The following is a 24,534-nucleotide window of genomic DNA, read 5'->3' as shown; positions in this document are numbered from 1 at the left end:
CCCCGCGCTCAGTCGGCGGGTTGCCGCGCGAGCAGGTCGCGCTCGTGCGGCACCTGCTCGGCCGCCCCGTCAGAGATCCACTCGCGCAACACTTTCGTCGCACGCACGTCGTCCTCGTTGTATTCCAGGAGCCGGGTTCGCTGTTCCTCGTCGGCGCGACCGCCACCGAGGGCGACCGCCGCCCGGTACCACTCCATCGAGGCCTCACCGCTGGCGTCCTCGTCCCGCCAGGCGAAGCCGGCAACGGGCGCGACCCGTTTGAGTCCCTTGCCGTGCGGGCAGATGAAGTTCTCGCCGACCGCCTCGTAGATGTCGACCCACTCCGGCGACGCGATGAACGCCTCCACCTCGGCGCGAGAGGGTATCCCCGGTGCGCCGGCGAAACGGTCCGCCGAGCCCAGCAGCCACCGGTTCTCGGCCTGCTGCGAGTAGCAGTACGCCGCGAACGTCTGACCGGCATCGTGAGCCGCGGCCCGCTCGGCCATCAGCCATCCCCAGAACTCGGCGAACGAGCGCGCCTCGTCGCGGGTCGGCAACGGGTCCCAGGTGACGAACGGTCGGTAGACGACGGGTACGGACGCATCGGTCGTGTCGGTGCGCAGCGTGCCCCACAGGTAGGCGCCGTGTTCGCCGTAGCTCTCCATGTCGACGTCGATCTCGATGTCGGCACGGTGGACGCGGGGCGAGTCGAGCCGACGCACCAGGTCGGTTCCGGTGAGCCACGCGATGGCGCCGATGACGGCATCGCCGAACCGCACCCCGCCCGGCCAACCCTCCGGAGGCGCGCCGCGCTGGGCGGCCAGCTGGTCGATGGTGGTGATCCCGGCCTCCATCAGTGCCGCGCCCTGGTTGCCGGTCGCGACCAGGCTCACGTCGTGCCGGGCCTCCAGCTCCGGCCCGCATTTGACCCACCACGGGCAGGACCGGCACTCGGAGATCCGCCGGGGTTCGGTCTCGACCTCCCCGGCGGCTACGGCCAGCCGGTGGTCGAGGACCTGCTGGTAGTCGTCCAGCATCGCGCCGGTGTCATGGACGACGATGCAGTCGGCGTCGACGCCGATCACGCCGCCGCGTAGACCGGACCGGTCAGTCGACGACGCCCTGCCCATCTCGACGAGCATCGCGGTCAGTTGCGCGAGGCGCAGGTTGTCACGCCGGTTGGGTCTTCCGGTGCGATACGGGTCCGGTGACGGCGCCCAAGTCCAGAACGGACTCGTGACGAGGGTGGGCGGACGGCTGGCGGGGTCGGGCACTGCCTTCGCGGGCTGGGTCACCCGGTGATTGACGACGATGACGGGGACGTACCCGTCGCCGTGCCGGACGAGCAGCTCGGCGTGCCCGCGTCGGCCGTGCGTCTCATCGGTCGGCAGCGTCGCGTTCCAGACCCACGACGCCCCGCTGTCGCAGGCTCCCAGGGTGGCCGCCACCCGGTCGGCGGTGGTCATTCCCGGGTCGACGATGACGAACGCGCCGGGTTGGTCGCTGTGTACCGCGCGGAGGAGTTCGCGGACTGCCGCGCGGTGATCGGCGGCCGCCTCCTTCCGGCGTTGCACACCCGGCGGGTCGGTTTCGGCGCCCGGTCGGCGGTCGTGGGAGAAATCGAGGGCAACCCGATGCTCGCAACCGGCCAGATCGCGCGGCGACAACACCACAGGGGCCACGCCATCCCTTTCTCGGCTCGAGCGGTCGGACACGTGGTCGGATACAACCACATGTCATGCTTGTACTTGTTATCACGCACGGCCGGCGGCGGGAGCAGCACGAGCGCCGGAACCGCAGCGAGCGGACCGGGGAGTCGCAGCGGTCTTCTCGGCAGCAGCGAAAGGTCATTCGATGGGATTGTTCTCCTCCGACGGCAGGACTCGTGCTCAGCGCAAGGCTGAGGCGAAGGCACTCAAGGCAAAAGCCAAGCTCGAGGCGAAGTTCGACGCCAAGACCCGACGGAAGGAACAGAAGGCTCGTCGCAAGACGGAGCACAAGTACTTCCAGAAGGAGATGAAGGCCGAGCGCAAGACCGCCAAGCAGCTTGCGAAGTCTCAGCAGAAGATGAGCAAGGCCGAAGCCGAGAAGCTCACCGCGGAGGCGAAGGCCGCGGCCGATGCCAAAGCTCTGAGTCCGACCAGCGTGAAGCGCTACCTCACCGTGGCGCGCCTCGTCGCGCCGATCGCCGCCCCCATCGTCTACCGCGCGGCCGTGGCGGGGCGGGCACAGATCTCGGCGTTGCAGGCGAGCCGCGCCGGCGTGTCCCCGGAGGTGTTGCGCCAGTACAGCGGTCACGGCGCGACCCTGTCGGCGCGCATCGCCACCACCCGCACGGCGTTGGACAAGGTCGTCGCCCAGGACACGAGTCCCGACGCCAAGGACTTCGTCGCCGCGATGACCAAGCGTCTCGACAACCTGGACCTCGCGGTCGAGACCGCGGAGACGATGTCGGCCGGTCAGCGCCGGACCGCCCATCAGTCCATCGACGGCGAGCTCGTGGCGATCGACGCAGACATCCTGGCCCGGCTCGGCGTCCGTTCCTGATCGCACGCCCGCGAGGCGTGGGATGCTCACCGACCCTCGCGGCGGCCCCGTGCCGACCCACTAGGATGGTCACCACGCGTCGCGCGGCGCACCGAGGTTCCTCACCGGGCGCGCGCAGGACACAGCAAGGGAGCGCCGCATGACCGAACCGGAGCCGAACGTCACGCCGTCCGGGGGCACGCCTTCCGAGAACGCGCCGTCGGCGAGCACGACACCCGACACCGGCGAGCAGACCCTGTTCCCGATCCCGGACGACTCCGTTTCCGACACGTCGCAGCCTCCTGCAGCGGCGGCCGCCGACACGTCGTCGGAGTCGCCGACACCGGCCGGGAAGAAGACTCCCGAGAAGAAGGCCGACAAGGCTCCCGCGAAGAAGGCGGCCAAGAAGAGCCCGGCAGGCAAGAGCCCGGCCAAGAAGGCACCGGCGAAGAAGGCGGCCGCCGGCGTCGCACCCGCCAAGAAGTCGGCGGCGAAGAAGGCACCCGCGAAGAAGGCCCCGCCCAAGTCGGCGCCGCCCCCACCCGAGGCCCCGGTGACGCCGGCGACCCCGGACCGCCCGGCAGTCGACGTGGTAGCCGAATCCGACGCCGCGCGTGCGACGTTCGCACAGCTGCGGTCGGGTGCACCCACCGAACCGCCGACGACCAACCTGACGCCGGCATACGCAGGACTCGCGGCGGCGGTCGCATTCGTCGTCTTCGTCGTCCTCCGCCGCGTCCTGCGCTGACCTCGGCCCTCAGCGAGGCGGCGGCGACACCTCCACGCCTCCCGACTCGTGTTCGGGACCGGCATTCGGATGCTCGGCGGGCAGCCGACCGCGGAACCGGGCGGCTTCGCTGACGCGGGGCTCGCCGACACTGGAGTGCGGCGGACGACGATAGGGACCCGGCTTCGGACGTGCCTTTCCTCCCGGGAGTGCGAGTCGCGCGATGGTCCGATGGACCTGCCCCCATTGCTGACCGAAAGGCCCTGTGTTGTAGGGCAATCCGTAACGCTCGCAGATGTCCTTCACCTTGGGGGCCACCTCCGAGTACCGCGTACTCGGCATGTCGGGATACAGGTGATGCTCCACCTGGTAGCCGAGGTTCCCACTGATGACGTGGAACAGCGGACTCCCCTCGATGTTGGCCGCACCCACCAGTTGTCGGACATACCAGCCGCCGCGGGTCTCGTCCTCGACCTCTTGCTGACTGAATGTGTATGTCTGGTCCGGGAAGTGGCCGCAGAAGATGATGGCGTGCGCCCACACGTTCCGGATGATGTTCGCCGTGAAATCCGCGGTGAGCGTGCGGAGGAAGGTGCTCTCGGCTCCCGGCAGCACACGGTCGGCGGCGGCGGCGACGGAATTGATCCGCTTACCGCCGACACGACGCAGTGCGGTGCCGATCCGGGACGTCGCCGGCTGGCGGATACCGCCGCGGGTCGCGGCCTGGGTGAGCAGGAATGCGCCCGCGCTGATCGCCGGCCAACCGATGTAGTCCTTGACGACCTGTCGGCGCATCTTGACCGCGATGCCCTTCAGGTCGGCGATCAACTCCGAGGTGGGTTTCTCCCCGCGGCGGATCGCCTCGAGGTCGAGGTCGTGGAGTGCGACGCCCCACTCGAAGAACGCGGTCAGCAGCACGTTGTAGAACGGCTGCAACAGGTAGACCGGATGCCACTTCTGATTAGGGTCGATCCGCATGATCTCGTATCCGAGATCCTTGTCCTTGCCGCGGATGTTGGTGAAGGTGTGGTGGATGTAGTTGTGTGAGTGCTTCCACGCCTCGGCGGTCGACGCGGTGTCCCAGTCCCACACCGACGAGTGGATGTACGGATCGTTCATCCAGTCCCACTGCCCGTGCATGACGTTGTGGCCGATCTCCATGTTCTCCAGGATCTTGGCCATGCCCAGACACGCGGTACCCGCGACCCACGCACCTCGCGATCGGGAGTTCAGCAGCACGATCCTGCCCAACGCGGCGAGCTGACGCTGGGTGGCGATGACCGTCTTGATGTAGCGGCGGTCGCGGTCGCCGAGGTCGCCGTAGACCTCGTCGTGGATCGCGTCGAACTCTTCGGCCAGGCGCTCGATCGTCTCGGCGTCCAGGTGGGCCAGCGGGCTCGTGACACGCCGGCCGGAATCGGTGGCTGTCATATGTTGTCCTTCCGGTCAGAGGTCGACATCGACGTCGCCCTCGGCAGTGTTGACGCAGATACGAATGCTCTGCCCTTCTGGGGAGCTCACCTCGCCGGTGCGCAGATCGCGGATGTTGCCTTGTTTGAGCACCCCCGTACAGGTGTGGCAGATGCCGATCCGGCAGCCGAACTTCAGCTCCAGACCGTTCTCCTCACCTGCGACGAGGATCGGGGTACCCGGTTCACACTCCACTTCGGACTTGCTGCGCAGGAACCGGACGGTGCCGCCCTCGCCCTCCCCGGCATTCCCTCCGATGATCGGTTGAAACCGCTCGAGATGGATTCTGTCGGCGACGCCCTCGGATTCCCAGTGCTCGACGAGCGCATCGAGCATCTCGCCCGGACCGGAGCACATCGTCTCCCGCTCCCGCCAGTCGGGACACAGCTCGTCGAGGTCGGAGGCCTTGACGCGACCGTCCCGGCCGGTGATCCGCAGGATGAGGTCGAAGCCGTCCTGGCGGTCGTCCATCGATTCGAGGTCGGTCCGGAACATCACCTGCTCGTCGCTGTGCGCGGAGTGGATGGCGACCACGTCGTCGAGGCGATCGCGGTGGTCGAGGTCGCGCAGCATGCTCATGATGGGGGTGATGCCGCTTCCCGCGCTGATGAACAGCATCTTCGCCGGGAGCGGATCGGGGAGGGTGAAGACGCCCTCGATCTCGCCCAGCCGGACGATCTCACCCGGCCGGATCCCCCGGACCAGGTACGGCGACACCGTTCCCTCTTCGACCAGCTTCGGGGTCACGGAGATCAGTCCGTCGCGCGGCTCGGGGTCCGACGTCAAGGAGTATGCGCGCCAATGGAACACACCGTCGATGACCACACCGAGCCGGACGTACTGCCCCGGTTGATGGCCGGGCCACTCGTAGCCCGGTCTGATCCAGACGGTTGCCGCGTCGACACCCTCCGGACGGACCTCCTCCACCCGGCCACGCAGCTCCCGCGTGGTCCAGAGCGGATTGACGAGTTCCAAGTAGTCGTCGGGGTGGAGGGGGTTGAACAAGTGCCGGATCGCACCGAGGAACCCTCGCCGCAACGGCGACACCTTGGGAGTTGCACCGCGCTCAGCCATGGGCACGCGCCGGTGAAAAATCGATTCTTGTCACGAGACCTCGTCCGGATGGTCGTGGATCGTCTCTCGTTCCTACGCGCTGCTGCATAGTCGAACCCGAGCTGTACCGCGACCATACGTCGTCGGGCGCCGGGCAGATGTTCACTCGCCGAGATCCGCGCTCCCGCAGCGGAACCCGACGCGAAACGACGCCCTGAGGGCGGATGGCGGCGGCAGTGGACAAACCGGACCGACCGCGTGAGATGGCAACCACGCCGAAGCCATTACCCAGTGGAGAGCCGGGTCACACCTCGTCGTCGTACGCCGTCACCCGGATGCGTGCTCGCCCTGACGGGTGACCCGATCCAGGATCGCCCCGGCCACCTCCCGAGGACGCGACTCGGGCAGCCAGTGGTCGGCACCGCGCAGGACGATGAACTCGTAGGGCGCCTCGACCCACCCCGAGGTGAGTTCGGCACCGACCCTACCCAGGGCGATGTCGGCGTCACCCCATACGAAGGTGGTCGGTACGTGCACGCGTCTCGGGGCCGCCTCGCTGTCGGGCAGGAACATCGCGCGGTACCAGCCGAGGGCTCCCGGCAGCGCCCCGTATTCCCCGATCTCGCCGGCGACGCGCGAGGCGAACGGTTCAGGGAGCCCCATGCGGGCGCCGAAATCCGGTTGGGTACGCATCGCCCATCCGAGGAGGCGTTCGGGTACCACCGGGATCTGGAAGGCCAGCATGTACCAGGATCGGCGGAACTGTCCTCGCGGCATGGCCTGGGCGAAGGCCCCCGGGTGCGGGACCGACAGGGCGGTCAACGTCCGCACGCGGTCGGGATGGTGCGCCGCCATCGTCCACGCGACCGCCGACCCCCAGTCGTGTCCCACGACGTGTGCCCGCTCGATGCCGGCCGCATCGAGGAGGGCGAGCGCGTCGGCGACCAGCTCCGACTGCCGGTACTCGCGTCGTCTCCTCGGCCTGGCTCCGGGCGAGTACCCGCGCTGGTCCGGAGCGATCGTGCGGAACCCTTTGTCGTGCAACAGTGGGACGACCTTCTCCCATGACGAGGCACGCTGCGGGAACCCGTGGAGGAGCAGTACGGGCTCTCCGTCGATCGGTCCGGCGTCGAGGACGTCGAACGTGTGGGTTCCGCGCGTGAAACCGTCGATCCGGGTTGCCATCGGTCGATCCTTCCTCATACCGTCGCGAGGACGCGCGCCGGACCGCCTGTGCCGCCGGCAAACCGCGGTGCCCCGACGATCACGGTCGACCCCGAGACCGGAACGGCATCCAGGTTGGCCATCGCCTCGACCGCATATCGTCCACTACCGAGGATCGCGGTGTGCGCTCCCGTCGCACCGCGGATGTCGACACTGAGCGTGTCGGTACCGATCGCCACGACGCCGCGTTCGGTCACCAGCATGCCGACGGCGTCCGACGAGAACCCCGCCGCATCCGCGCCGCCGGTTCGCGATTGCCATCCGGTGTGCAGGGCCACCAGCGCACCGCGCGGAATCCGGCCGTGGCGAGTCTCCCAGTCCTCGACATCACGCTCGGTCAGCAGTGCCCGGGGATCGGTGCGCGCGCGTCCGGCGATGCTGACGATCACCAGCGGTGCGATCAGGTCGGCGGGATCGATCCGGTCCACGGTGATGCCCCGTCCGATCTTGTGGGCAGGCGCGTCGACGTGCGTCCCGGTGTGTTCGGCGAACGAGACCCAATTGGTCGCGAAGCCCGAATCGCCTTTCCTCACACGGGATGTCGGCACCGTGACCATGGGCGGATTGCCCGGCCACACCGGAAACGACGGCGAGAGCGTGTGGGTGAGATCGACCACGCGCCGCCCGCCCGGGCTCGGCACCGCACCCGAGGGTGCGGCGAGTCCGACTCCGGCCGCCATCGATGCCGAGACACCGGTCGCCACACCGGCGGCCACGCGCAGGGCAGTGCGCCGGGTTAACCGGCGCGCCTCGTCGTGCGCGTGCTCGACGATCGCGTCGTCGCACACGTCGGTCAGCCGGCCCAGCGCACGCGCAGGATCCGATCGGCGCCCTCGCCGTCGCTCGTCGTCAGCACCAGCGATCCGTCCGGGGCGACGACCACTCCGCGCAACCGTCCGTGGACGTCCTGCAACGCCTGTGTCTCCGAGACGACACGCCGGCCGTCGTCGGAGAGCTTGAGGAAGACCAGACGCTTGCCCTTCAGCGCGGTGAGCACGAGCCCGCCGCTGTACTCGCCCCACCCGGTCTCCGGGAGGAATGCGATGCCCGGCAACGCGATCGTCTCGTCACCCGAGCTCCAGACCGGGCCGATCGCGCCGGGCACCCGAACCGGGTCGGTCATGGGCACCGACTCGTCGTAGATCACCGGCAACCTGTCGGGCTTGTAGCCGTAGTTGCCGCCCGGGACGATGAGGTTGAGTTCGTCATCGCGTGTCGTGCCCTGTTCGATCGCGTAGACGCGCCCCGAGCCGGGTGCGACGGCGACACCTTGGACGTTCCGATGCCCGAGGCTGTAGATCGGACTGCGCGGGTTCGGATTCCCCGGGGCCGGGGTTCCGTCGAGCCTGATGTGCAACACCTTGCCGCCCAACGACGTCCGCGACTGCGGTATCCACGGGGTCGCATTGTCACCGGTGCCGACCCACAGCGAGTCGGCGGTGGCCGCCAGCCCGCACCCGCCGTGCCGCCCGGAGGAGTTGACCGGGATACCGCTGAGCACGGTTCGCTCGCGGGCCATCTGAGTCCAGTCGCTGCCCACGCGCCAGGCGACGACCTTGATGGTCTGCCCGGTCTGTGGGAACTCGATCGGCGCGTTCGACAGCGAACCCGGCGCGCCCGGCGCACCGGGAACCGTGGCCTCGGCCTGGCATGAGTAGACGCGCCGCGTCTGCTCGAAGTTCGGGTCGATCGCGAGGCCCATGAGCCCCGACTCGCCCTGCGCGAAGATCCGCGAGAGGTCCGCGCGGACATCGACCCGTTGGCCTCCGGGCCGGACCGCGACGAAGCGGCCCGAACGTTCGCCGGTGAGGATCGTCCCGTCCGGTGCGACGACGACACCCCAGGGGATGCTCAGGCCGCCGGCGACCGTGGTGACCCGCAGCGGCGGCGCCGCGTCGGCAGCGGGTGCGGTCACCAGGGTGCCGGCGAGTGCCACGGACAACGCCGCGGTCATCAGGCCCAGCCGTGTCCGGCGGTGTCGGGTAACGGGGTCTCTGCGCGTGCGGCGGCTCCGGGTCACGCGGCTACCGTAACCAGAACGCCCTCGTCGGGGCAGGACAACGGCGGCCTACCATGCCCTCAGCGACCCGGAAGATACTTCAGCGCGCGCACCGCGGTCGGGGTGATCGCGCGGTAGATGCTGGTGGGGACCACGGGCATACGGTCGATGCCGATGAATCGCTGCTCGGCGATGGTCTGCGGCTCGGTGTACTTGAGCAGGCCCTCGTCGCCGTGGCGACGACCCATTCCGGAGATGCCCATGCCGCCCATCGGCGCCGCGGTGGAGGCCCAGGCCGCGGCGTAACCCTCGTTGATGTTCACCGTCCCGGCGCGCAGCTGCTCGGCGACGGCCTGTGCCTCGGCGCTGCTCCCCGCGAAGACGCTCGCGTTGAGGCCGTAATCGGTGTCGTTGGCCAGTTTGATCGCCTCGTCGGTGGAGTCCACCGGGTAGATGGACACGACCGGGCCGAAGGTCTCGTTCCCGAAGCAGACCATGTCATCGGTGACGTCGGCGAGGACCGTCGGCTCGAAGAAGAACGGCCCGAGGTCGGCGCGGCGTTTGCCGCCCGCAAGCACTTTCGCACCCTTGGCGACGGCGTCCTCGACGTGCGCCTCGGCGGTGTCGATCTGCGCGGCCGAGGCCAGCGAACCCATGTCGGCGGTGAAGTCATAGGACGCGGACAGTTTCATCGACGACACGAATGCCGCGAAGCGGTCGGCGAATTCGTCGGCGATCTTCTTGTCGACGTAGATCCGCTCGATCGAGATGCACAGCTGCCCGGAATTCGAGAAGGCCGCGCGGGCGGCGCCACGAACGGCGTTGGCGATGTCAGCACTCGCGGTGACGACCATGGGGTTCTTGCCACCGAGTTCGGCGGAGAATCCGATCAGCCGACGCCCGGCCTGTTCGGCCAGGGTGGCTCCGGTCTCCGACGATCCGGTGAACATCACGTAGTCGGTCGAAGCCATGATCGCCTGTCCGACAACCCCTCCGGGGCCCGGGACCACGGCGTACAACTCACGCGGCAGGCCGGCCTCGTAGAGCAGTTCGGCCAGTGCCAGTGCGCAGTACGGGGTTTGGCTGTCGGGCTTGATCACCACGGCGTTGCCGGCGATCAGCGCCGCCACGGCGTCGGACACGGCAAGGGTGAGCGGGTAGTTCCAGGGGCTGATGATGCCGACCACGCCCTTGGGCAGGTAGCGCACACGCACGCTGGTCGCGCCGGGCAGCATTCCCTTGACCTTGCGGTCGGCCAGCAGCTTCGGCCCGTTGGTCGCGTAATGCCGCGCGGTGATCGCGACGTCGATGACCTCTTCCTGGGCGTAGATGCGGGCCTTACCCGTCTCGGCCTGCGCGATGTCCATCAACGAGGTGGCATTGCGGTGGACGAGATCGGAGAAGCGGTCGATGACGGCAGCCCGTTCGGCCGGTGTGCGCGCCGCCCAGCCCTCCTGCGCCTGCCGGGCGCGCGCCACGGCGGTCTCGAGGTCGGCGGCGGTGGCCACCGGGATCGTCGCCATCTCGGTGCCGCTGAAGGCCTCCAGCACGGAGCGGGTGGGGCGACTCGCGGCGTCGTCGATGGCGACGAGCGCACCCAGGCGAGCGAAGTAGTCGGTGGTGGGCTTCGGCATGTCGGTGCTCCTCAGCGCGGGCGGTCGGATGGAATAGGAAGGACTGTCGAGGTCAGTTCGCCGGCGTGACGAGCACGATGCCGTCGTCGTCGGAGTACACGATGTCGCCGGGGGTGAAGGTCTCCCCGCCGATCGTCAGCGGAACGTCCCGCTCACCGGCGCCGGTCTTGGTGGACTTTCGCGGGTTGGTACCCAATGCCTTCACACCGATCTCCATCCCGCCGATGGTCTTCGCGTCGCGGATGGCCCCGTTGACGATGATGCCGACCCAGCCGTTGGACCGGCCGAGTTCGGCGATGATGTCGCCGACGAGGGCGGTGTGTACCGAGGCGTCCCCGTCGACGACCAGGACGCCACCGGGGTTGGACTCGCCGAGAATCGACTTGAGCAGGGCGTTGTCCTGGAAACACTTGACGGTCGTCACCCGGCCGACGAACTCACGAGTGCCGCCGAACTGCCTGAACTGGGTATCACAGCTACGCACGTCGGCGCCGATCTCGTCGACGAGGTCGGCCGTCGGGGTGAAGGTCAGCTCACTCATGCGACCAGTTTAGGTGTAACCGCAAGTAGCTGGTTACTCGCGGGTAGGGTCGGGGCCGTCGGCGTGCGGTCGACAGGCGTCGTCGATGATCTCGGCGACGTCGTCGGGCCGTTCCGAGACGAGAAAATGCCGGGCCCGGGGCAAGACGGCGACCTCGCCCGCATTCAGCACCTCCGCGTAGCGGTGCTGCTTCCACTCCCAGAACCGACGCCAACCGGGCAGGTTCGACGACGCGACCACCACGACGACCGGGACCCGGGGCATCGGCCTGTCCCGCCGCAGCCCCCGCAAGGTCTGGTTCATCGCCCCGAACGCGGCGTTCTCGACGAGGAGCGCGAGCAGATGCGGCGGTTGCCCGAAGATTCTCGCGCTCCAGTGCCGCTGCAGTTCTCCGCGTCCCTCCGGCGGCGCGGGCACCACACGGGTCCAGACGCCGAGACTCGGCCAGCGGCGGATGCCCACGCGACTCGTGACCGCTCGCGCCGCCCCGATCAGGCGGTGGGCGTTGTCGACCCGGAACGACAACGGGACGAGGCGCCACGGCATCAGCACGAACGACCCGTCGAGCACGACCACACCCGCCGTCCGGTCCGGATACTGCCGCGCGAACGCCTCCACATAGAGCGATGCGAGCGAATGACCCACCACCACAACGGGTTCGCTGACACCACTCGCGTCGAGCACCGCGACCATCCGCTCGACCTCACCGAGCAGCGACGGGTGATGGCGCCGACCGATGGGACTCGAGAGGCCGTACCCGGGGCGGTCGTACCGGAGGACCCGCCACGACGACGACAACCGGGCCACCAGGGGATCCAGGTCGAACCAGTTGCTACCCAACGCCGCCATCAACAGCAGCGGCGAACCGGACCCTTCGTCGAGCACATGCAATCGATGGTCACCGGCGGTGACGAACACACCCGGCACGGCGGCGCCTGCGGCGGGTGTGGTCTCGTGCACCTGAACCAGTGTGCCCGAATTCGTGCGGCCCGGTTGCCCGGTGCCGAGTTCTCAGCGCCGAGTTCTCAGCGTTCGCGCTGCGAGTCCATGCATTTGCGGAGACGCTTGAGCCCGTCCCTGATCCGCGACTTGGTGGTGGGCAGCGCCGTGTCCGTGCGCTCGGCCACCTCCGGATAGGTCAGGCCTCCGAAGTACGACATCTCGATGCTCTCCCGCTGGAGCGCCGTGAGTTGGCCGAGACAGTTGCGAAGCACTCCCGACTCAGCCGCCCGCACCACCGTTTCGAGCGGAATGTTGCGCGGCGCTTCAGGTTCGGCGGCTCGCACCCCGTACTCGGACAACCGCTCGGTCTGGGTGGACTCGCTGCGGACGCGGTCGACGGCACGTCGGTGGGCGATGGTCATCATCCAGGTGATCACCGAACCGCGAGCGGGGTCGTAGTCGCCGGCCTTCAGCCAGTACTGCAGGTAGGCTTCCTGGACCACTTCCTGGGCGTACTCCCGGTCACGCACGATGCGGACGGCGAGACCGTAGATGCGCGAACTCGTCAGGTCGTACAGACGCGCGAATGCCTCCCGGTCCCCGACGGACACCGAAGCGAGGAGCGTGCGCAGTGCCTGCGCATCGCCCCCTCCCCCAGGGACGGCCTCCGTGACCGTGTTGCCCTCGTCCGCCGCCACGGGTTCAGATGCTACGGGGTCGGAGAAGTGACATGGGTTCCGGCGACGACGATGAGTCGTAGCCGTGATGGGCGTTGCAGGCCCTGTCCATTCAGAGACGACGCGTCCATCGGGACACGCGGGTGGGCTTCTCGGCCGCCATCGGGATCCTCTCGTCATACGTCGGGGGGTCGGTGGCTATGTCGTTCCGGGAACTCTTGCCGTTACAGAACTCGGCGTGTTGTAGCGCAATCGGTGGCACCCTGGTCATACGACCGGCTGACGATTCGCCGGTCTGCCTGCACCTCGGACCCGACGCCATCGCCGTTCGGTGATCTAGGGTGGTATTTAGAATCGCTAATCTGGAGGTCGGGGTCGTGAAAGGTGTGTGGTGATGGCTAGGACGACTCGAGTCGAGTGGGTCGACGATTTCGACGGGAAGCCGGTCGACGACGACGACTGTCACCGCGTCGAATTCGAGGTGAAACTGCCAGGGCGTCGGGCCGCTCGCTACGCGCTCGATCTCCGCACCGCGAATGTGGCGCGATTCGAGAAGGACATCAGCAAGTACATCGACAAGGCCACGCCGGTCCGCGGCAGCGGTCCGCTGCCGGCCCGGGGGTCAGCGGGGTCGGCCTCCTCGTCGGAGAGGTCACGGCAGATCCGGGAATGGGCCATCGACAACGGCTACGAGGTATCGGCCCGCGGTCGTATCCCGCAGTCGATCATCGACGCATTCAACGACAACCACTGACGGTTCGATCTTCGACTAGGCGTCCTGCGGCTTCGCCAGCGGGAATGCCAGGGACTCCCGGATCGACTGACCGGTGATCAGCATGACGACGCGGTCCACACCCACTCCGAGTCCGCCGGTCGGAGGCATCGCGTACTCGAGCGCCTGCAGGAAGTCCTCGTCGAGTTCCATCGCCTCGGGGTCGCCGTCCGCGGCGAGGATCGACTGTTCGGTCAGCCGCTGTCGCTGTTCCACGGGATCGGTCAACTCGGTGTAGGCCGTGCCGAGTTCCACGCCCCATGCGACGAGGTCCCATCGTTCGGCGACTCCGGGCTTGCTGCGGTGGGCGCGGGTCAGCGGCGACGTCGACGTCGGGAAGTCGGTGTAGAACGTCGGGAACGTGGTCCGGTCCTCGCCGAGGTGTTCGTAGAGTTCGAGCACGATCTGACCGGCGTCCCAGTCCGGTCGGTGGTTGATCTCGAGGCGGTCGCACACGGCACGCAGTGTCTCGACGGAGGTCTCGGGGGTGATCTCCTCCCCCGCACCCTCGGACACCACCTGGTGGACGGTCTTGACCGGCCATTCGCCCGAGATGTCGACGCGCTCCTCGTTGCCGTCGGCATCGGTCCGCACGATCACCGGTTCTCCGTAGGCAGCGGTGGCCGCATGCTGGATCATCTCGCGGGTGAGGTCCAGCATCTTCAGGTAATCGCTGTGCGCCTCATAGGCTTCGAGGCTGGTGAACTCCGGATTGTGACTGAAGTCGACACCCTCGTTGCGGAAGTTGCGGCCGATCTCGAAGACCTTTTCCACGCCGCCCACGCAGAGCCGCTTGAGATAGAGCTCCGGTGCGATGCGCAGATACAGGTCGAGGTTGTAGGCGTTGATGTGCGTCTGGAACGGCGTGGCGTTGGCGCCGCCGTGGATCTGCTGCAGGATCGGCGTCTCGACCTCGAGAAACCCTCGGGCGGCGAGGAAGTCGCGCAGCGATTTCACGACCAGGCTCCGCGTGGCCAACAGCTTGCGGCTCTGCTCGTTGATCGCGAGGTCCACGTATCGTTGCCGGACGCGCGCCTCCGGATCGGTGAGCCCCGCCCATTTGTCGGGCAGCGGGCGAAGGCATTTGCCGTTGATCCGCCAGGCGTCGATGAGGATCGACAGCTCGCCCGTGCGGCTGGTGCCGACGATGCCGCGCGCCTGTACGAGGTCGCCGAGATCGACATCGGTGCCGAAGTCCGGGGTCCCGGGGATGACGCGGGAGTCCTCGACGAGGAGCTGCACCTCTCCCGACCAGTCGTGCACGTCGGCGAACACCACCTTGCCGAAGTCGCGGAGACGGGTGACGCGCCCGGCCACCGTGACCACGGTTCCCTCGGGTTCGGCTTTCGCCTGCGCGATCGTGTGGGTGGGCTGATCAGCCGGTGGGTAAGGGTCGAATCCGCGCTCGACGAGCCGGTCCATCTTGTCCAGCCGGACCCGCACCTGTTCCGGACGGTGGATGACGGCACCCTCGGGAGTGGAGGCCTCGGTCTCGAGTTGGGCGATCAGGGCAGGAGCGTCGACGCCGGGCGGAATCGAGGGCGGCCCTTGGGTGTAGTGCTTGGCACGACCGAAACGGGGCAGCGTGATGAAGCCCTCGGTGACGATCGCGGCGAGTCCGACCCGCGGCAGGATGCGACTGTCCTCGAAGCACAGATACCGCGACTGCCAGTCCGGCATGTACTTCGCGTTGGACTTGTAGAGCGACTCCATCTGGAAGAAGCGCGAACCGAACATCAGGACCGAGTACCCCATGCGCATCACCGGTCCGGCGCCGATCTGCGGCCCCTGCTCGAAGAACGCGCGGAACGCGGCGAAGTTCAGGGACACCTCGGTGATGCCGAGTCGCTCGGAATCGCGGCACAATTCGGCGACCATCGTCTCGACGACACCATTGGGTCCGTGTCGGTCGCGTCGCATGAGGTCCAGCGAGACCCCTCGACGTCCCCATGGCACGAACGACAGCATGCCCACGACCTTTTCGGCAGCGGTGCCCTCGTCGATCACCGCCTCCACCAGCAGGCAGTCGCCGTCCGCGGGATCGCCGATACGTGAGAGCGCCATCGCGAAGCCGCGTTCCTCGTCGGTGTCGCGCCAGTCATCGGCGCGCGCGACGATCTGCGCCATCTCCGACGGTTTTCCGTCGATCGAGCTTGTCGAGATCTTGGAATGGCGCCGGATGCGGACGCCGACCCCGGCTCGGCGGGTGCGGGTGACCGCCTGCCGGACCGCTTTCATCATCGGTCCGCTGAGACTGAACTCGCGAGTGTGCAGGATGGCCTCGTCACCGATGTTGAGCGAGACGAAGCCGGCTGCGTCGTATGCTGCCGCACCGCGCGGACTCGAACCCATGGAGGCCGGGTGCCACCCGTATTTCTCGCAGAGGGTGAGGAATTCGGCGATGGCGTCGGGCCACGACTCCGGGTCGCCGATCGGGTCGCCGCCCGCCAGGCCGACGCCGACCTCCACCCGATAGGTGATGGCCGCCCGGCCGTCCGGTGAGAACACCACGGCCTTGTCGCGGCGCGTCGAGAAGTAGGCCAGCGAATCGTCGTCGTTGAAGCGGGTGATCAGTGCCCGGATGAGGGCTTCGTCCTCGGCAGTGATCAGCCACCGCAGCCGCTGCGAGCGGAACAGCACGAACGCCGCGGCGATCAGCGCGAGCGCTCCGAACAACCCCAGCAGGCCGTTGACCAGAACGTGGGTGTGCCTGCCGTCGAAAGAGGCATCCTGATCGATCGCCCCGAAGGCCACGACCCGGTTGAACGCATACGGCAAGCGGTCGCCGCGGGTCAGGGTGTGCGGGAACGCCCACACGAGCGCCCAGCCCAGAAGCGTGGCGACGGCCAGGCCGGCGACGAGGGTGGCGAACGCGGCCGGGATCGCACCCTTTCGGACGCGTGTGTAGAACTGGCGGTAGGTCGCCAGCAGGAACATCAGCGCGATCGCGTCGATGACGAGGCCGATGTAGATGTTGGCGCGGTCCCACGACGTGACGCCGAGGTCGTCCTCGAGCGAGGGCACCAGGTAGAGCACGTTGCCCACCATGAACAGCACGAGGTAGGCGACGCTGATCCACCAGGCGATCCGCTTGCGCGCCGACAACGCGACGGCGATGAGTGCGAGGACGAACGCCCAGGCGAAGCTGGTGTCCGGCAGGGTGATGATGTAATCGTCGACGTAGCGCCGCGGGTCGTGGATCAGGTGGCGGAGTGCGGGAAAGAGGCTGGAGACCAAGGCGATTGCGGCCAGCACCCCCACGACCGTGCCGGCGACATGAGGCGCGTTGCTCCCGAACCCGGTGGGGCGTCTGATCTTGTCCAGCAGCGCGAGCGACCGCCGATCGGCTGCGGTGGGTGTCCGCGGCGGGACGTCGTGGTGTCCGTCGCGAGCGCTGGGGTCGACCGGCGCGAGGGGGGTGTCGGTGGCCATGCGTAAACGGTAGACGGCCACCGCGGCGAGTCCCGGCACTCCACGCGGATTGGCCCCGTCCGGCACAGATCTGTGTCAGAAGGCGGGGTGGCGACCGGAGGTCACGCGGCGTCGAGGTGGCCCGTCGGTCGGCGTGCGGGCATGATCGGGGCGGTGTACGACGTGACGATCAGGGACGACTCCATCCGCCTCGGCCAGTTCCTCAAGCTGGCCAACCTCATCGAGTCGGGCGCGGAGGCCAAAGAGGTGATCGCCGACGGGTTGGTCACGGTCAACGACGAGGTGGAGACCCGCCGCGGCCGTCAACTGACGGTCGGCGACGTGGTGGCGGTCGGTGGAATGAGCGTGCGCGTGGCGTCCGAGGACGCCGGACCGTCTGATTCCTGAGGTGCGTGGAGCCCGTCGAGGTCGACGAGCCGCGACGGCACGCTACGAACGAACGCCGAACCGCCTGAGTTCGGCGGGGGTGATCAGACGTTCGGCCTCGGCAGGGAACATCGTCGTGTCTTCGCGACGGCCCCCGAGTCGTCCACCGGTGAGCGAGTTCAACAGTGAGCCCCGTCGGGGCGAGTGAATTGTGTCAGCCAACTTCATGACCAATCACTTCCTGGTGCTTCATATTCGTTACAACGGACTTGAACTTTGTTCTACTGTAGCGGCGGATTCGGGCCGTGTCGCCGCACTTTCGAGTGGCTTTCGCCACGTCCCCCGGCGAGGCCGACATGCCTGAACACCGCGCTCCGATGGTCGGAGGTGGCGAGTGCCGCATACGTCGGCTAGATCGATGATGACACGGTGATCGTTACCGTCGTGGGAGCGACGCGGCCTCTACCAGCATCGATGGCTGCGATTCGTTTGCGTGAACGACCGCGGGCGCCGGCGGGGTCAGTCGGCGACGTGCGAGGCGCGCGTGCGCCGGCGCCGGATCCGCTTCACGACGAACCACGCCACCATGAGCGCCAGGAGTACGAGCACGACGTTGGAGAGAAGCCCGCTCCACCGGTCCAGTACCGGTGCGATCGCGGGACCGAACCCGAAACCGAGTCCGACCCACAGTCCGTTCCACACGCCCGATCCCAGCGTCGTATAGGCGGTGAATCGCCAGAACGGCATCTTCTCGATGCCGGCGGGAATGGAGACGAACGAGCGCACCAGGGGAACGCACCGGCCGAGCAGGACCGCCGCCCCGCCCCATTTGACGAAGTAGGCCTCGGCCTTGTCGAAGTCGTCGAAGTCGAGAAGCGGCAGGCGACCGACCAGACGTCGCGTGCGATCGCGGCCGAGCGCCGCACCGATCGCGTACCAGATCCAGGCGCCGACCACCGATCCCACGGTCGCTGCGATCCATGCGAGCCAGACGTTCATCCGGCCCTCGTAAGCGAGGAAGCCGGCGCCGGGCAGCACGGCTTCCGACGGGATGGGCGGGAGGAAGGTTTCCAGCAGAATCGCCACGCCGACACCGACCTCGCCCAGCGTGTCCATCAGGTCGAGGATCCAGCCGATGAACCCGCCGTGGCCTTGGGCTGGGTCGGTCGCGGCGAGTATGGCGGGATGCGTTGGCAAGGATGGCGTCCGTCTGTCCGGGGGCGGTCAGGTCACCGCCGGACGGCGACCACGTCGACGCCACTTTAGCCGGATGTCCGAATCCAGCACCCGCGCCGCAGGTCAGAGCGTTGCAGTCCCGAACCCTGCGAGAGGGGTCGTCAGGCCAGGCCGGCGAGGAAACGGTTGGCCCACGTCACCGCGGTGACACCCGGCTTCACCTCGAAGTCGCCGTAGGAGCCGTGCGATCCCGACTGCAGGAATCGGTTGAACGATGTGATCTGGTCGCGGGCACGGTCGTCGCCGAGTTCCTGCACGATCTCGCCGGGACCACCGAGGGTCAGCAGTTCGGTCAGGATCGCACCGGCCTCGGCCTGGTACTGCGTGATCTGACTGGGGGTGGGGTCGCTGGTCTCGGCGAGGTAGCCGACGATGCGCGTCAGGTAGTAGTCGCGCGGCACGTTGCAGTACACGTCGGTGGGCTCGCAGATCGTGAAGGCCCGCGGCAGCACCCAGCCCATCCCGTCGAGACGCGGCCCGCCGCTGCCCTCGCCGCGTAGCGACGGTCCCACCAGGTTGTCCTCCCTCGACCGTCGCGGGTCGGAGATCAGCACGACCCCGGCCACCTGACCGGGTCGGATTGCCGCGCGGCCGGTGCCGATCTCGCTGGCGAGGTCACCGGCGGCGTCCGCGCCCTGGCTGTAACCGACCAGCGCGATGCGGGTGCCCGGGCATCGGCGCAACATCTGCAGGGCGAGACCGGTGGTGTTCGCGACGGCCTGCGCCTTGGATTTGCCGTAGATCGCCTTCTCCCAGGGAAACGCGGTCGCGTCGTATCCGACGAACTGCACGCGCGTCTCGGGCCCGAGGCCCGAGGTGACGTCTCGGAGCAGACCCGGACTGACGCCGTTGGCCCATGTCCCCGGAACCGCGAGAACGTAGATCTCGGGACACCCGCGCGGGGCGGCATCCGCCCGGGGAGCCGTGACACCGACTCCGCTCAGCACCGCACACAGCACCGCACACGTGATTGCGACGATCCGACGCATGATCCCCGTTCCCTTCATCCTCACCCGCTCGCCCGAAGGAGCCGGAAGCGATACGGCGAGTGTAGGACGGGCGTGCGCAGGACGCGTTGCGGGACTCACAACACCCCAGCGACACCGATGACCGCCTCCCCGTGATGCAGGCCGCGGCAACGACGAGACGCCGTTAGTCTGACGGTGTCGGCGAAAGGACGGATGACACATGGCGGCTCGGGAGGCGCGTCCGAGCGACGATGTCCGTCCAGCGCTGCGGATCTCGGTGTTGGGCCCCGTCACCTGCTCGCTGGGTGCCGAGCCGGTCGACCTGGGCCCGCGTCGGCAACGGGCCGTCCTGGCACGACTGGTGGCGGGGCGCGGCCGGGTGGTCTCGACCGACCGGCTCATCGACGACCTCTGGAACGGGGAACCCCCGCCCAAGGCCTTGGCGGGCCTCCAGGTTCAGGTGTCCAACCTGCGACGCGTCATCGAACCGTCCCGTCCGCCTCGCGCGCCGGCGACGATCCTCGTGAGTGAGCAACCCGGCTACGCCCTGCACCTACCGGTCGACAGTGTGGACGTGTGGGAGTTCGAGGCCGTCGTCACCGAGGGTGACACCGACGGTGAGACCGCGGCCCGACTCGAAAGACTCGACGCCGCGCTGGGTCTGTGGCGCGGCGAACCCTACGGTGCCCATTCGGCGGAGACCTGGGCGCAGCCGGAAGTCGCCCGGCTCTCCGACCTCCGACGGTCGGCGATCGAGCAGTGGGCGTCGCTGGCGGTCGACCATGGCCGCGCAGCGCAGGCGGTGCAGGTGCTCGCCGCGGAGTGCGACGACCAACCGACCCGGGAAGAGTTCTTCCGGCTGCTGGCACTGGCGCAGTACCGGCTCGGCCGGCAAGCGGACGCCCTGTCCACTCTGCGCCGGTTGCGGTCGTACCTCGCCGACGAACTCGGCGTGGATCCCGCGCCGGCGATACAGCAGCTCGAACGCGACATCCTTCAGCAGTCGCCTGCACTCGAGGCCGCGATCGCGCCCCCGACTCCGACACCCCAGGCCCCGACACCCCAGACCCCGACACCCCAGGCCCCGACACCACGGAGGTCGACGCTCACCGAGGGCCCACCGTCTGATCACCGTGAGCCCGCCGGACGCGAGGAGGAGCTGGCGTCACTTCTCGGGCACGCCGAGGGCGTGATCGCGGCCGGCCTCCGCGTCGTATGGGTGAGCGCGGAGGCAGGTGGCGGCAAGAGCACCCTCGCGCAGTCGTTCGTCGGCCGTCTGCGCTCCAGCGGGTGGACCACGGCGATCGGCCACTGTCCCGAGGTCGACGGCGCCCCCACCGCCTGGGCGTGGCGAGAGATGTTGCAGCAACTCGAGACCGACGAGCGGACAGCCGATACCGGGCTGGACAGCACCTTCGACATCGCCCGACGGGTGGTGCAGGCGTGCGGGGCACACCCCGACTCGGCGGGGATCGTCCTCGTACTCGACGACGCGCACCGAGCCGATGGCGCCACCCTGCAGGTATTGCGCCAGCTGGCCACCTGGATGGTCGGCTCGCCCGTGTTGCTGATGGTCACCCACCGGGCATCGGAATCCGGCGTGGACCTGCTGGCGACCACCGCGTCACTGGCCGCCGTGACGGTCGACCACATGGAACTGAAGGGTCTCTCCGACAGCGGTATTCGCGAACTGGCCGCGTCGGTCGGGCTCGACGCCGGAGATTCCTCCCTGCTCGATCTGTTGCGTTCCAGGACCGACGGCAACCCCCTGTTCGTCCGAGAACTGGCCAAGCTCGTCGCGTCCCGTGGGCCGTCACAGGCTGTCGAGACGGTGCCCAGTGGCGTGAAAAATGTTCTTCTGCAGCGTATCTCGCGACTCCCGGCCGAGGTCGCCACGGTACTGCGGCTGGCCTCCCTCTTCGGACGCACCGCACCGATCGACGGTGTCCTTGCTCTCTGGAGCAGGTCCGCCGAGCCGGTCGGCGCCGAGGACACCGTCCTCGACGCCATCGACACGGCCGCGGCCGCCGGCCTGCTCACGGCCGACGCCGAACGGATCCGCTTCATCCACGTTCTGGTCCGAGATGCCGTCTACGACAGCGTTCCTGCCCTGCGTAAGCGCCGATCGCACTGGCAGATCGTGCGTTATCTCGAGCAGACCGATGGGGTCGATCCCGACGAACTCGCCCACCACGCCGCACTCGGCGCCAGCTCCGACACCGCGGATCATGCGATCGGGCTGGTGACCGTTGCGGCCCTCGCGAGGTTCCGCACCGACTTCAAGGCAGACTCGGCGGACTTGTGGCGCTGCGCCGTGCACCTGCACGAGATGGCCGGTCACGCACGCCCGGACGCCGGCGTGAACGCACGGTCGGCGTTGGTCGTGGCGCTGACCCACCTGGTGACAGCCCTGGCGTTCCGCGGCGACGACACCGACGAGGCCCGGTCGCGCCGCCGCCAGGCCCTCGCACTCGCACAGGACCTGGGCGACGACGACCTGATCATGGCCGCGCTGACGTCGTGGCGTGCACCGGTCATCTGGACCACCCGCCGCCAGCGCGTCGCCGATACGGAATTGATCGCGGCGATGACGGGTGCCCTCGCCCGCGCCTCAGGTGAGGACCGAGTGCACTTGCTGGTGTCGGCGGTCTTCGAGCTCGAAGGCATCGACGACCGGCGGGCCATCGAGCTGGCCGAGCAGGCCGTGGTGGCCGCCACCCGGTGCGGCGATCACGCAGCACTGTGTGCGGCGTGGAACGCGCGCGTGTACACCGCCCTGGGGCCCGACCTCAGCCGGGCACTGCCGCAGTACACCGAACAGTTCGCGCGAGCCGCGAGCGACTCCGGGATACTGGCCTATCAGGCCGCGGCACACTTCTTCTCATTCCTGGCGCGGGCCGCCGAGACGGACCTGCCGGGAGCCGTCGCAGAGGTGCAACAGGGCCTGCGGTCGGCGTCGAGCGGCCGGGCCGGCGAGCTCGTCGTGGTGTTGTCGGCCTTCTCCGCAGTGCTGGAGGTCCTCGGGGGTGACATCGACCGGGCCGAGAGCGAGTACCGCGCTCTGACCGAACGCCTGCGCACCGCGGGGGCGGTCAACTCAGCCGAGATCGGGTTGGTCGGCGACATGGTCGTCGGGTGGTTCCGGGGCTCGCTCGCACATCTCGTCGAACCTCTCTCGGTGGTCAACGAGATCGCGCCGCAGATGATCTCGTGGGTCTACGTGATCGCGTTGCTCGACGCAGGCGAACACGAGACGGCACGACGTGTCGCGTCGACCGCGCCGCCGATCAGTCGTGACTTCTACTGGACGGCGATGTCGGTGTTCCATGCGCGGGCCCTTGTCCGTCTCGAGATGACCGAGGCGGCCGCCGAGCTGTACGACGAATTGCGCGGCTGGTCGGGCACGATCGCCGGCCTGAACTCGGGGTCAGTGGCCTTCGGACCGATGGACGTGGTGCTCGCCGAACTCGCCGACCTTCTCGACGACACGGCCGCGGCGGCCGAGCATCGCCGGACCGCGGAACAGGTGCAGGCCGCGGTACGAGCCGGACTCACCCACCTACGCCGGCGATGACCGCCTCCCGCTTGTCGAAGCTCCGCGCGAGCAGGGAGAGCAGTGCGCGGACGACCGGCCCCGCTTCTTGTTTCATCTTCGCGAGTTCGCGTTCGTCGGCATGCCTGAGCACCCTGGGCGCCTCGAACCTCATGCTCGCCCCTTTGCGAGCGGCCTTCTCCACGCGATCCCAGTCCGCGACGCTGACGTAGCGATCGACGATCGGGAACACCACCTTCTCCTCGTCGGCGATGTGTTCGCTCAGCAACTGATGTACCTGGTCGAGGGTTGTGGCCAGGTCCGTCGCCGCACCGGCGTCGGCCGCCTCGGCACGCGCGAATGCCGCCGTACGGGCACCGAGCGTGCCGAGCAATGCGTCGAGCTGGGTATGGTCGTCCTCCAGATCGTGCACGTCGATCGCCGCCCCCGCCGACGCGACCAGAATGGGCCAGACGACCTCGTCCTCGATGGTGTGGTGATGGTGGATCGACACATTCAGCTGCGTCAGGTAGTCGACGATCGCCTCACGCCGTCGGCGGTCGCACGGTTCACCGACGGCGATGCGTGACACGATCTCCGCGAACCGACGGGTGTCGTCGAGCATTCCGCGGTGCGCGATCTTCATGCCGGTGAGGTCCGGCACGGGCGTTGTGGTCGTGCGTGTTGATGAACGGTCTGCCATGGGAATCTCCTGCATTCGTGGTTGCTGAACTGCTGCAACCACTGTGCGCGGCACGACTTACCCGTGACTTGGAGTCATCTTGCCGCGGAGTCCGGTCGGTCTCGGGTGCTCGCCGACTCCTCGATGATCGCCGCCAACTGGCTCAGCGATACGAGGTGGAGGTCGGCGTCCGCGGCTCGAGGTCGATCGGCGTGGTTGTGCCCCCACGGTCCGCGCCGCAGCAACGCGGTGCGCAGACCGCACTGAGCGGCGGGCAGGATGTCGTTGTCGAGCCGATCCCCCACATAGAGGACCTCGCTCGCGGTCACGCCGGTGGCGTCCACCAGCCGATCGAAGAACTCGGGTGAGGGTTTGGCGACGCCCCACTCCGCCGAGGACACCAGTGAGTCCACGTCGCAGCCCAGAGCCTGCAGCTGGTCGACCACCGATTCCGGTTGATTACCCGCGATTCCCACCCGCAGACCGGCTGCCCTCGCTGACGCCAGGCAGCCGAGCGCATCCGGGTACAGGTCGTCGGCCGTGACCGCCACGGGCACGGTCGGACGATCGACTCCGAGGATCCCCCATGCGTTGTGATGGGATTCGCCACGTTCGATCAATGTGCCGATGACGCCCATCAGCGCGAACGGCGTTACCCCGGCTGCGCGCGCCACGACGCTCCACATGCGGGACTCGTCGACCAGCGTCTCGCCGACGTCGAACACCACCGCGCGAACGCCGGCGGGCAGTCGCTGCCGATCAGCCATGTGCCGA

Annotated in this window: 20 protein-coding genes; 5 read left to right on the top strand and 15 right to left on the bottom strand. The window is 68.3% G+C overall.

What is annotated here, in order from left to right; all coding sequences use genetic code 11:
• Positions 1-8: 8 nt before the first annotated feature.
• Positions 9-1,661 carry a TM0106 family RecB-like putative nuclease gene (locus tag ACSUZC_RS00905; protein ID WP_439031076.1) on the bottom strand — a complete coding sequence of 551 codons (1,653 nt, stop codon included), beginning with the start codon at positions 1,659-1,661 and terminating at the stop codon, positions 9-11.
• Positions 1,662-1,833: 172 nt separating this feature from the next.
• Between ACSUZC_RS00905 and ACSUZC_RS00900 the strand changes: the two genes are divergently transcribed.
• A complete protein-coding gene (locus ACSUZC_RS00900; protein ID WP_439031075.1) occupies positions 1,834-2,526 on the top strand; it encodes a DUF6474 family protein in 693 nt (230 codons plus the stop codon).
• A 139-nt stretch (positions 2,527-2,665) separates the two neighbouring features.
• A complete protein-coding gene (locus ACSUZC_RS00895) occupies positions 2,666-3,253 on the top strand; it encodes a hypothetical protein (protein ID WP_439031074.1) in 588 nt (195 codons plus the stop codon).
• A 9-nt stretch (positions 3,254-3,262) separates the two neighbouring features.
• Here the strand turns inward: ACSUZC_RS00895 and ACSUZC_RS00890 are convergent, their stop codons facing one another.
• The 9 genes from ACSUZC_RS00890 to ACSUZC_RS00850 form a co-directional block, all read right to left on the bottom strand.
• On the bottom strand, positions 3,263-4,663 hold the full coding sequence (locus tag ACSUZC_RS00890; RefSeq protein WP_439031073.1) for a fatty acid desaturase family protein: 1,401 nt from the start codon (positions 4,661-4,663) through the stop codon (positions 3,263-3,265).
• Positions 4,664-4,678: 15 nt separating this feature from the next.
• Positions 4,679-5,776: a ferredoxin reductase gene (locus ACSUZC_RS00885; protein ID WP_439031072.1), complete on the bottom strand. Its 1,098-nt coding sequence runs from the start codon at positions 5,774-5,776 to the stop codon at positions 4,679-4,681.
• A gap of 306 nt (positions 5,777-6,082) precedes the next feature.
• Positions 6,083-6,940 (bottom strand): alpha/beta fold hydrolase, encoded by an 858-nt coding sequence (locus tag ACSUZC_RS00880; RefSeq protein ID WP_439031071.1) that lies wholly within the window; start codon positions 6,938-6,940, stop codon positions 6,083-6,085.
• Between the two features lie 14 nt (positions 6,941-6,954).
• Complete coding sequence (locus ACSUZC_RS00875) at positions 6,955-7,767, bottom strand: cyclase family protein (RefSeq protein ID WP_439031070.1); 813 nt, start codon at positions 7,765-7,767, stop codon at positions 6,955-6,957.
• A 5-nt stretch (positions 7,768-7,772) separates the two neighbouring features.
• Entirely contained in the window at positions 7,773-8,999 is a 1,227-nt protein-coding gene (locus ACSUZC_RS00870; protein ID WP_439031069.1) for a PQQ-dependent sugar dehydrogenase, read from the bottom strand.
• A gap of 59 nt (positions 9,000-9,058) precedes the next feature.
• A complete protein-coding gene (locus ACSUZC_RS00865) occupies positions 9,059-10,612 on the bottom strand; it encodes a succinic semialdehyde dehydrogenase (protein ID WP_439031068.1) in 1,554 nt (517 codons plus the stop codon).
• Positions 10,613-10,664: 52 nt separating this feature from the next.
• Positions 10,665-11,153, bottom strand: a complete 489-nt coding sequence (gene rraA / locus ACSUZC_RS00860; protein WP_439031067.1) for a ribonuclease E activity regulator RraA — start codon at positions 11,151-11,153, stop codon at positions 10,665-10,667.
• Positions 11,154-11,186: 33 nt separating this feature from the next.
• A complete protein-coding gene (locus tag ACSUZC_RS00855; protein WP_439031066.1) occupies positions 11,187-12,113 on the bottom strand; it encodes an alpha/beta fold hydrolase in 927 nt (308 codons plus the stop codon).
• Positions 12,114-12,178: 65 nt separating this feature from the next.
• A complete protein-coding gene (locus ACSUZC_RS00850) occupies positions 12,179-12,793 on the bottom strand; it encodes a sigma-70 family RNA polymerase sigma factor (RefSeq protein WP_439031065.1) in 615 nt (204 codons plus the stop codon).
• Between the two features lie 373 nt (positions 12,794-13,166).
• Here ACSUZC_RS00850 and ACSUZC_RS00845 point away from each other — a divergent pair, with 373 nt between their 5' ends.
• Positions 13,167-13,526 carry a histone-like nucleoid-structuring protein Lsr2 gene (locus tag ACSUZC_RS00845; RefSeq protein ID WP_439031064.1) on the top strand — a complete coding sequence of 120 codons (360 nt, stop codon included), beginning with the start codon at positions 13,167-13,169 and terminating at the stop codon, positions 13,524-13,526.
• A 15-nt stretch (positions 13,527-13,541) separates the two neighbouring features.
• Here the strand turns inward: ACSUZC_RS00845 and lysX are convergent, their stop codons facing one another.
• Entirely contained in the window at positions 13,542-16,976 is a 3,435-nt protein-coding gene (gene lysX, locus ACSUZC_RS00840) for a bifunctional lysylphosphatidylglycerol synthetase/lysine--tRNA ligase LysX (RefSeq protein WP_439031063.1), read from the bottom strand.
• A 141-nt stretch (positions 16,977-17,117) separates the two neighbouring features.
• Here lysX and ACSUZC_RS00835 point away from each other — a divergent pair, with 141 nt between their 5' ends.
• Positions 17,118-17,363 carry an RNA-binding S4 domain-containing protein gene (locus ACSUZC_RS00835; protein WP_439033226.1) on the top strand — a complete coding sequence of 82 codons (246 nt, stop codon included), beginning with the start codon at positions 17,118-17,120 and terminating at the stop codon, positions 17,361-17,363.
• Positions 17,364-17,861: 498 nt separating this feature from the next.
• On the opposite strand, the gene ACSUZC_RS00830 is transcribed toward ACSUZC_RS00835, so the two are convergent.
• Positions 17,862-18,539, bottom strand: a complete 678-nt coding sequence (locus ACSUZC_RS00830; RefSeq protein WP_439031062.1) for a DedA family protein — start codon at positions 18,537-18,539, stop codon at positions 17,862-17,864.
• A gap of 140 nt (positions 18,540-18,679) precedes the next feature.
• Positions 18,680-19,567, bottom strand: a complete 888-nt coding sequence (locus tag ACSUZC_RS00825) for a cutinase family protein (RefSeq protein WP_439031061.1) — start codon at positions 19,565-19,567, stop codon at positions 18,680-18,682.
• Positions 19,568-19,766: 199 nt separating this feature from the next.
• Here ACSUZC_RS00825 and ACSUZC_RS00820 point away from each other — a divergent pair, with 199 nt between their 5' ends.
• Positions 19,767-23,120: a BTAD domain-containing putative transcriptional regulator gene (locus ACSUZC_RS00820; RefSeq protein WP_439031060.1), complete on the top strand. Its 3,354-nt coding sequence runs from the start codon at positions 19,767-19,769 to the stop codon at positions 23,118-23,120.
• On the opposite strand, the gene ACSUZC_RS00815 is transcribed toward ACSUZC_RS00820, so the two are convergent.
• Positions 23,098-23,781 carry a hemerythrin domain-containing protein gene (locus tag ACSUZC_RS00815; protein ID WP_439031059.1) on the bottom strand — a complete coding sequence of 228 codons (684 nt, stop codon included), beginning with the start codon at positions 23,779-23,781 and terminating at the stop codon, positions 23,098-23,100. The genes ACSUZC_RS00820 and ACSUZC_RS00815 overlap by 23 nt on opposite strands.
• 74 nt (positions 23,782-23,855) lie before the next feature.
• A complete protein-coding gene (locus ACSUZC_RS00810; protein WP_439031058.1) occupies positions 23,856-24,527 on the bottom strand; it encodes an HAD family hydrolase in 672 nt (223 codons plus the stop codon).
• Between the last annotated feature and the right edge of the window lie 7 nt (positions 24,528-24,534).

This window comes from Gordonia terrae (assembly GCF_051789125.1).
In the GTDB taxonomy this organism is placed as follows: Bacteria; Actinomycetota; Actinomycetes; order Mycobacteriales; family Mycobacteriaceae; genus Gordonia; species Gordonia terrae_A.
The sequence above is the reverse complement of the archived record's forward strand: the minus strand, read 5'-3'. Positions and strand labels throughout refer to the sequence as shown.